The following is a 9,108-nucleotide window of genomic DNA, read 5'->3' as shown; positions in this document are numbered from 1 at the left end:
GCGCGAAATCGCCGGTGCGGCCAGCGGCCTGCTCGTGTTCGGCCCCGTCGCGCAGTACCTGGGCGACCTGGCCGCCGCGATGAACCGGCGCTCTGCTCCCCAGGCGGCCACGTCCCACACGTGCCCGCGCACCACTCGGAAACGACTCCTCAGGTCAGGCGGGCGCGGGCGGCGGCGATCCAGTGCGGCGCCCCGGCTTGCCGCGCGACGGCCTCCGCTTGCCGGTAGTGGTTCCCGGCCGCTTCGCGCCGGTCCATCGCGGCGGCCAGGTCGCCCAGGTACTGCGCGACGGGGCCGAACACGAGCAGGCCGCTGGCCGCACCGGCGATTTCGCGCGCGGCGGGCTGGAGCAGCTCGTAGACCCGCGCCATCATCTCGCGGTCCGCGAGGCCGATGGCCAGCACGGCTTCCAGGCACAGGCGTGCCTCGTAGAGCAGATCGCGAGGCGAGTCGGGCAGCGCCCGCGCCGCTTCCCGGGCCTGCTCGCGGTGACCGGCGGCGAGCAGGCCCAGCGGGCGAACCCAATCCCCGTACGGGCCCCAGTCCGCGTTCCAGTCCACTTCGGACATATCCGGCAGCCGCAGTCCCAGCAGGGCGAGTGGGAGGGCTCCCTGCTCCATGCCCCGCATCCCGGTGCCCCGCAACCGGATCGCGGCCGCGCGGTAAGCGGCTTCCGCCGCCGCCGATTGGCCGGAAACCGCCAGCCGCAGCGCGGCGTACCACTCGGTGAACACTCCCACCAGGGGAATCTCGTGGCGCTGGGCGAGCCGGTCGGCGGCCGTCGCGTGCGCGTCGGCGGCGGCGAACTCGGCCAGCGCGCAGTGGGCCTGGATCAGGATCAGGCGGCCGAGCACCTCGAAGGTCACCAGGCCGTGGCGTTCCGCCAGCTCGACCAGCTCCGCGCCGATGCGGGCGCGCTGCGGGGCGAGCCCGGTGCGCTGGAAGCACTGCATGAACCGGCCGTTGAGGGCGAACGCGAGCAGCGCCGGATCGTCCAGCTCGCGGGCGATCGCCTCGGCCTCGACGGCGGCCTCGTGCCCGCGCTGCGCCCGCGTGCCGCGCAGTTCCAGCGCGAGCGTGCTGAGCAGCCGGCCGCGTGCTTCGGCCCGGTCGTCCGGCAGGGCTGCCAGGGTGCGCTCGGTGGCCTCGATGACTTGCCGCGCAACGTCTTCGTCATCGTTGCGGGTCCAGATCGCGGGCACGTCGAACGCGCCGATCACCCGCGCCGTCAGCTCGGGATCGCCGAGCTCGTCGGCCGCGGCGATCGCTTCGGCGCGGTGCCGCCGGGCCTCGTCGAGCCCGCCCGCGACGGCGAGGGCCCGCACCAGGCCCGTGATCAGTTCGAGCCGGGCGCGGGCATCGCCGCTCCCGGAGCGGTCGTGGGCCGCGATCGCTTGCCGCCACAGCCGCGCCGCCTCGTGCGGGGCGAACCGCCGCTCGGCCGCCTCGGCCGCCTCCTTGGCGTAGCGGGCGGCCCGGCCCGCCGTCCGGCGGTCGTCGGCGTGGAAGTAGTGGTGCGCCAGGGATTCCACCTCGCCGGGCCGCAGCTGCTCGATCGTCTCCGCGATGGCGGCGTGCCAGCGGGCCCGGCGCAGGCGCGGCGCTTCCTCGTAGAGCGTGTCGCGGATCAGCTCGTGGGTGAACCGCAGCCGGTTCGGGCCCGGTTCGGCGACGAATCCCATGAGCAGCGCCGATTCGACCACGTCGAGCACCAGGTCCTCGTCCCCGGCCAGCGGGACGAGCAGATCGAGGTCGACGTCGCGGCCGACGACCGCGGCCTGGCGCAGGACCGTGCGCGCCTGCTGCGGCAGCCCCGCCAGGCGACGGCGGATGACGTCCCGCACGCCCGCCGGAATCCCGGAGAGCGCCTTGCTCCCCTCCGCCTCGAACAGCCGCGTGAGCTCCCGGACGAAGAACGGGTTGCCGCCGCTGCGCCGGTGGATCGCGCTGGTGGTCGCGGCATCCAGCTCCCGGCCGGTGACCGCGCGGGCGAGTTCGTCCACTTCGGACTCCGCCAGACCGCCCAGGTAGACCCGGGTCGGTTCGGCCGGGGCGAAGCGGCCGAGCGCGTCGGTGAGCGCTGCGGAGATCTCGGTGCTGCGGTAGGTCCCCACGACCAGCACCCGCCGGTCGACGGGTGCCGCCGCCAGGAATGCCAGCAGGGAAAGGGTTTCCTCACCGGCCCGGTGCAGGTCGTCGAAGACCAGCAGCACGGGTGCGCGCTCGGCGACGGCGGACAGGTAGGAGGCGGCCTCCCGATGCATCCGGAACCGCGCCGCGGCGGGGTCTTCGCCCGCTGCCGGCGGAACGGGCGGCGGATGCCCCGCGGCCGCGAGGGCGGTGGTGATCTCCGTCCAGGGCCACCCGGCCGGTGCGCCGTCCTGCTCCGGGCTGCGCCCCCAGGCGGTGATCCAGCCGGCGGCCGCCAGCTCGTCGGTCAGGGCTTCGGCGAGCGCGGTCTTGCCCGCCCCGGCCTCACCGGAGATCAGCGCCAGCCCCAGGCGGCCGCGTGCGCCGGCGGCCGCGAGCTGCGCGAGCTCGGCCCTGCGGCCGACGATCGGCGGCTCGACCGGCTGGTCGGCGCCGGCCGGGACGGGCGCCGCGGACAAGTGCGGCGCCTGGCTGAGGATGTCCGCCTCCAGCCGTTGCAGGTCCCAGCCGGGATCCACGCCCAGCTCGGTCGCCAGGACCTTGCGCGCCTCGCGGAGCACGCCCAGGGCGTCGCCTTGCCGCCCGCTGCGGTAGAGCGCGAGCGCCAGCAGCTGCCAGGCCGTCTCGCGCCAGGGGTGTTCGGCGACCTGGCCTTCCAGATCGGGCACCGCCTCGGCGGCCCGCCCCAGCGCCAAGGCCGCCTGCGCCCGCCGCTCCACGGCCAGCAGGCGCAGCTCGTCGAGCCGCGAGATCTCGTGACGCGCCCAGGCCCGGTCGTCGAACTCCGCGAACGCGGGCCCCCGCCACAGCGCCAAGGCCTCGTCCAAAGTGGACCGCGCCGCATCGGCCCGCCCCGCCGCGAGCATGGACGCGGAGTCGCCCACCGCCGCCTCGAACCGCTGGGCGTCCACCGATCCGGATGCCGCGCGCAGCGCATAGCCCGGCGCCGCGGTCACCAGCAGCCGGGCGGGCGACCGGGGCGGCCGGTCCGGTTCGAGGGCTCGGCGCAAGCTGGAAACGACGGTCCGGATGGTGCCGACCGCGCTCTCCGGCGGGTCGTCCCACAGGTCGTCGATGAGCCGGGCGAGGGGCACGACCCGGCCCCTGGCGATCAGCAGCCGGGCGAGCACGGCGCGGTGCAGCGGTCCCTTGAGGTCGACCGGACCGCTCGCACCGACCGCTTCCAGCGGACCGAGCACACCGAAGGTCACCCTCGACGCGCTCACCTGCACAGACACGCCACGCACTGTATAAGCCGCCGCGCGAACCCGGGCACTGAGCCGCCGTTGACCGGTTGTTGATCGGCCGCGCGCAGGCTCGACGGGTCAACGCGAAACGAGGAAGGCCCACCATGGCACCGACGATCACCGGATTCGACTACCAGCGCGTCACCGTCGCCGACGGCGTGGCGCTCAACGCGGCCGTGGGCGGCTCGGGCAGCCCTATCGTGCTGCTGCACGGCTTCCCGCAGACCCACCTGATGTGGCGGCACGTCGCCGCCGACCTCGCCGCCGACCACACCGTCATCTGCCCCGACCTGCGCGGATACGGCGACAGCGACAAGCCCTCCGACACCGACGGCCAGGCCTACTCCAAGCGCACCATGGCCGCCGACGTCGTCGCCCTCGCCCGCGCCTTCGGCCACGAGCGCTTCGCGCTGGCCGGGCACGACCGCGGCGCCCTGGTCGCCATCCGCGCCGGCCTCGACCACCCCGAGACGATCACCCACCTCGCCTCGCTCGACGTGCTGCCGACGCTGGACATGTGGGACGTCATGCACGGCACCTCGGCCGCGGTGGGCTTCCACCTCTACCTGATGGCCCAGCCGCCCGGCCTGCCGGAACGGATGATCGGCGCCAGCGCCGACGCGTTCTTCGGCCACTTCCTCGACATCTGGACCCAGGACCCCGGCGCCATCCCCGCCGACGTCCGCGCCGCCTACCTGGCGGCCTCCCGCGAAGCGGTCACCTCGATCGTCGCCGACTACCGCGCATCGGCCCACGTCGACGTCGAGCACGACGAGGCCGACCGGAAGTCCGGGAACCGGCTGCGGATGCCGGTGACCGTCCTGCAGCAGGACTGGGGCGCCGTGCTCGGCTTCGACGCCGCCGCCCTCTGGCGCGAATGGGCGCCCGATCTCCGCCACGTCCCGGTCTCCTGCGGCCACTTCATGGCCGAAGAAGCCCCGGCGGAGGTCACCAAGGCCCTGCGCGAACTCCTCACCAGGTGACGGCGCCCCGGGCGCGGCTCAGGCGTGCTGCTGCGCGTCGAAGCGGTGGCGGGACGCCTCGATCTCGTCGAGGTGGGTGCGGCTCCACGCGCACATGCCGTTGACCGTGTCGCGCAGCGACCGGCCCGCATCGGTGAGGCGGTACTCGACGCGCGGCGGCACGGTGGGGTGCACCGTGCGGTGCACCACGCCGTCGCGTTCGAGCCTTCGCAGGGTCTGGGTGAGCATCTTGTGGCTGATGCCATCCACCTCGGCCCGCAGTTCGGTGAAGCGGAGGGTGCGGTCCCGCAGGACCTCGATGATCAGGAGCGACCACTTGTTGGCCACGCCCGTGAAGATCTCGCGGGCGAGGGAGTCGGCGCGCACCGCATCGGCGTCCGCGGGCGCCCGCCCGGCCTGCTCCGTTCCCACGAGGCTCCCCCTTCGCCCGAAAAGTGCGTCATCACGAAGCGTACCCACCTCCGGTGTCCGGGCCGCCAAGAGCAGTTCCACCCCGGCGGCGAAGCGACGCGGGTCCTCGACGAGCACGGCACCGCCGAAAGCCTCGACATGTTGTTCGGCGCCGACCCGGTCGGGGGCCTGCTCGCCCAGTTCGCCCCGCAGCACTGGTCACCGGCCGTCGAAGTACACCTCCAGCTCGGCGATCGACGTGAACGTCGCCGTGCCGCCGGGGACTCCGATGATCCGGACGCCGTCCCCGGCGATCGGGTCGAACGCGAGCACGTAGGTCTTGTTCGGGCCCGCGGTGCTGTCGTAGGGGTACGCGGGAGCGGTCGTCAGGCCCCTGACGCCCACCCAGTTCGCGCCCTGGCGGACCTGCACGGTCAGGTCGCGGGCGAACCAGCCGCCATCCGAGAACATGCTGCCGGTCGTGTAGACGACGCGGTCGATCCAGTACTCGTCCTGCCAGACGTACCCCCAGAAGTCGGCCTGCTTGCGGGCGCCGTCGAAGCTGTCCTCGCTCTCCTCCCGGACGCCGTTGTTGAGGTAGTCGCCGTGGCCGTAGTGGGCCGACTTCTCGATGGGGAACGGGCTTCTCCCGGGGGCGGCGAGGTTGTCCGCCGGGTCGGGCGGGTTTCGCCCCGGATCGCCGGGCCTGCGCGGGGAAACGTGGAAGCGGCGCAGCGAGAACTCGTAGTTGGGCAGCCCGCACGCCACGTTCAGGAACCAGTTGGACTGCAACCACATCCGCGTCCCGTCGGCCGAGACGAACTTGGCCGGGATGGTGGGCGCGTAGCCGCCGTTCTTCGGCCCGGCGCAGGGCGGCTTCGGTTCGCCGGTCTCCGGTTTCGGCACGTCGTGGCCGCCCGGCACGGGGAGCAGCCGGACGCGGCCGGGGCGGCCGAACCAGGGCTGGGCGCCGAAGTCCTTCGACATGAACAGCTGCCAGGGCCCCCACGGCGCCGGGGCCTCGTAGAACTCGAAGGTGTACTCGGTCCACGAGGTGTAGATGAACCGGCGCAGCGGGGCGTTGTAGAGGACGCCGCCCTGGGAGATCACGGTCAGATCGCGACGGCCTTCGCCGTACAGACCGGTGTAGAGCCGCCGATCGTCGGTGAGCACCGGCGCCTTCTCGCCGATGCCCGCGCTCCACCGTGGACTGCCGTCGCTCCCGGCCCCGGCGTAGAACCGCCAGGTGTCCCGCTGCTGGATCGAGTTCCGGGGAACCCGGGCCAGGTAGAGGTTCGTCGGCGAAGTCACCTCGTTGCTGTAGGAGTCGCGCCAGTTGCCGTCCAGGCCGTAGGCGTACACGTACCCGGCGTTCTCCGGGCCGAGCGACCGGGCGTGCTCCTGGCTGCGGCCGAAGTCGAGGAACATCACGGTGGTGAAGACGTGGCCGGTGAACATCGGCTGGGACGGCTGCTGCCAGGTGAGCCCGTAGTCCTCCGACTTGACGACGGTGGCGTCCACGGCGTCGTCGAACGCCGTGGACGCGGGCGCGAAGCGCAGGTCCTGCACCGCCAGGTACAGCTCGTCCCGGCCGTCGCCGTTGCCGTCGACGGCGACGATGCCGGTGGGTTTCGCGTTGTACAGCTTGGGATCGGCGTGGGGCTTGGCGACCGCGTCGCCGGCGGCCAGCCGTTCGCCGCGCAGGCCGGTCTCGGGCGTTCCGGCGATCCGGTTCACCACGATGGCCGCCATCGGCTCGTCGCCGAATCCCTGGCCGTCGCCGTTGGCCGTGTAGACGTAGTCGTCGTCCGCCCAGCAGGTCGGCCACAGGTCGCCGGTGCTGTCGGTGGTGACGGTGGCGGCGTAGTCGCTGAACGCGGTCGCGAAGAAGGTGCTGGCCGGATCGGCGACGGTCAGGCCTTGCGCCTCGCCCGCACGCGGCACGCCGCCGAAGAGCACCGCGCCCGCGCCCGCGAGCGAGAGCTTGACGAACTCGCGCCGGTCCACGTCATCCCTCCGGCCGGAAGCGGGTGCCCCGCCGGAAGGCCCGCTCCAGCGATTCCAGGCTCCGCTGCTTGGTCTCCGGCACGCACCACCAGACGATCGGGAAGACGATCACGCCCGCGGCGGCGTAGGCGATGAACACGACCCCGGCGCCCACCAGGGCGGTGAACGTGGGGAAGGTCAGCGAGACGAAGAAGTCGGTGAGCCAGTTGAACAGCGTGGCGACGGCCATCGCCGCGCCGCGGATCGCCAGCGGGAAGATCTCCGCCAGCACCACCCACAGCACCGGCCCCCAGGTGGCCGAGAAGGTGTTGGTGAACACGACGAAGGCGGCGACGGCGATCCCGAACAGAGCCGGGGATTCACCGGGCAGCACCAGCGCCGCCGCGCCGACCGCGAACAGGCTCGCCGACATGCCCACCAGCCCGGCGAGCAGGACGGGTTTGCGGCCCCAGCGGTCCACCACCCCGGCCCGCACGACGACCGCGATCGTCAGGATGTTCAGCAGCCCGTTGAGGAAGGTGAACAGCAGCGCCGTGACCTCGGAGACCCCGAAGGTGGTGAGCACGCCGGGCGCGTAGTAGACGATCGTGTTGATGCCGGTGATCTGCTGGAACACGGCGAGCATCGCGCCCAGCAGCAGCAACCGCCGCACCCAGGGCGCGGACATCCGGGCGCCGAGCCGGGCGTCCCGCTGCTGGCGTTCGAGCTCGGTGATCTCGGCGAGCTCCCGGTCGGCGGCGGCCGGATCGCCGCGCAGGCCGGCCAGCAGCGCGCGACCCTGCTCCGGGCGTCCCCGCCGGACCAGCGACCGGGGCGTGTCCGGCGCGGCCAGCAACCCCAGGACCAGCACCACGGCGGGGAACACACCGATGAGGATCATCCACCGCCACGAGGCGACGAACGCCAGCCCGTAACCGGTGGCGGCGGCCAGCGCCGTGCCCACGATGATCATGTACTGGTTCAGCGAGGTCACCACGCCGCGCTGCCCGGCGGGCGCCATCTCCGCCAGGTAGAGCGGGACCACCACCGAGGCGATGCCGATGCCGAGCCCGATGACGAACCGGAACAGCACCAGCACGGCGACCGTCGGCGCCACCCCGGCGCCGAGCGCGCCGATGGCGAACACGACCCCGGCGGCGAGCAGGACGCGCTGCCGCCCGAGCCGGTCGGCCGCCGGCCCGCTGCCCAAGGCCCCCACCATCGCCCCGACGACGGTCGAGCTGACGACGGTTCCCTTGAGCAGCGGGGTGAGCGGCAGCTCGTGCGGGATGAACAGGATGGCGGCCGAGATGATCCCGTTGTCGTAGCCGAAGAGGATCGCCGCCAGCGACCCCAGCGCGTAAACGCGCCGGGTGACCCGGGACTTCGAGGACGGCGCTGCCATCGACCACCTCCACGCGGCAACGGGCACCGGGGAGGGACGAGCAGACTCCGATCGCGCCGCCCCCTCGACGCGCCCACCACACCCCTGGTACCCCGCATACCGGCCCGCAATACCTGCGCTGGTGGTGCGCGTCGGCAGCCCGCCCACGAGCGGTGCTCGTCCACAAGGGACCGAGCCGGGGACGCCCGGCCGGGGTCAGGCTTGCGCCTCGGGCCGTTCTCCCTGCTCCGCGGGCGGGGCATCGCCCAGGATGTTGATCGGCCGGCGGCTGCGGACGGTACCGAACAGCAGTGCCTGCGCCGTTGCCACCATGTGGTCCTGGATCACCGTTTGCGTCTTGACCGGGTCGCCCGATTCGATCGCCGTGACGATCTCCAGGTGGCGGTCGGCGCTCATGTTGCTCAGCGCTCGCTCCAGGCCGCGGTACATGATGCACATCCGGATCGAGCCTTCCAGCAGCTTCCAGGACCGCAGCAGCGCGTCGTTCCCGGTGAGCTCGCACAGCAGCTCGTGGAAGGCCAGGTCCGCCTCGATCTGCGCCTCCAGCGAGACCTGCGCGGCCGCCGCCATGTCGTCGACGGCGGCGCGCAGGCTCTGGCAGTGCTGTTCCCGGTAGTAGCTGGAGGCCAGCGTCTCACCGGCCACCGCTTCCAGCGCGGCCCGGACGGTGAAGGTGTTGATGATGTCCTTCTCGTCGATCTGCCGGACCGCGACCCGGCCGCGATCGCCGTAGGAGACCAGGCCCTCCTGCTGCAGTTCGCGCAGCGCCTCGCGCAGCGTGCCGCGGCTGATGCCGAGCTGGTCGGACACCTGCACCTCGCCGAGGTGGGTGCCCGGCGGGAACGTGCCGGTGGTGATCGCCTTCCGCAGGGCGTCGACGGCCATCTGCCGGAGGTTCCGGCCTGCCTGCGCCTGACGGCTCACCACTCGCAGCCTCCTCGGTTCC

6 protein-coding genes are annotated in these 9,108 nt (G+C 73.0%); 1 reads left to right on the top strand and 5 read right to left on the bottom strand.

Annotated features, from left to right (window positions below; all coding sequences use genetic code 11):
• Nucleotides 1-149: 149 nt before the first annotated feature.
• On the bottom strand, nucleotides 150-3,389 hold the full coding sequence (locus ACWEV3_RS19535) for a BTAD domain-containing putative transcriptional regulator (protein ID WP_452615230.1): 3,240 nt from the start codon (nucleotides 3,387-3,389) through the stop codon (nucleotides 150-152).
• Between the two features lie 113 nt (nucleotides 3,390-3,502).
• Between ACWEV3_RS19535 and ACWEV3_RS19530 the strand changes: the two genes are divergently transcribed.
• On the top strand, nucleotides 3,503-4,381 hold the full coding sequence (locus ACWEV3_RS19530) for an alpha/beta fold hydrolase (RefSeq protein WP_452615229.1): 879 nt from the start codon (nucleotides 3,503-3,505) through the stop codon (nucleotides 4,379-4,381).
• An 18-nt stretch (nucleotides 4,382-4,399) separates the two neighbouring features.
• Here the strand turns inward: ACWEV3_RS19530 and ACWEV3_RS19525 are convergent, their stop codons facing one another.
• From ACWEV3_RS19525 to ACWEV3_RS19510, 4 genes are all read right to left on the bottom strand, one after another.
• Nucleotides 4,400-4,792 carry a winged helix-turn-helix transcriptional regulator gene (locus ACWEV3_RS19525; RefSeq protein ID WP_452615237.1) on the bottom strand — a complete coding sequence of 131 codons (393 nt, stop codon included), beginning with the start codon at nucleotides 4,790-4,792 and terminating at the stop codon, nucleotides 4,400-4,402.
• 198 nt (nucleotides 4,793-4,990) lie between these two features.
• Nucleotides 4,991-6,778, bottom strand: a complete 1,788-nt coding sequence (locus tag ACWEV3_RS19520; RefSeq protein WP_452615228.1) for a hypothetical protein — start codon at nucleotides 6,776-6,778, stop codon at nucleotides 4,991-4,993.
• Between the two features lies 1 nt (nucleotide 6,779).
• A complete protein-coding gene (locus ACWEV3_RS19515) occupies nucleotides 6,780-8,162 on the bottom strand; it encodes a sugar porter family MFS transporter (RefSeq protein ID WP_452615227.1) in 1,383 nt (460 codons plus the stop codon).
• Between the two features lie 195 nt (nucleotides 8,163-8,357).
• Nucleotides 8,358-9,089: a GntR family transcriptional regulator gene (locus tag ACWEV3_RS19510; RefSeq protein ID WP_452615226.1), complete on the bottom strand. Its 732-nt coding sequence runs from the start codon at nucleotides 9,087-9,089 to the stop codon at nucleotides 8,358-8,360.
• Nucleotides 9,090-9,108 lie beyond the last annotated feature (19 nt).

The organism is Saccharopolyspora sp. NPDC003752, assembly GCF_053605825.1.
This window is presented reverse-complemented; position numbering and strand designations above follow the sequence as displayed.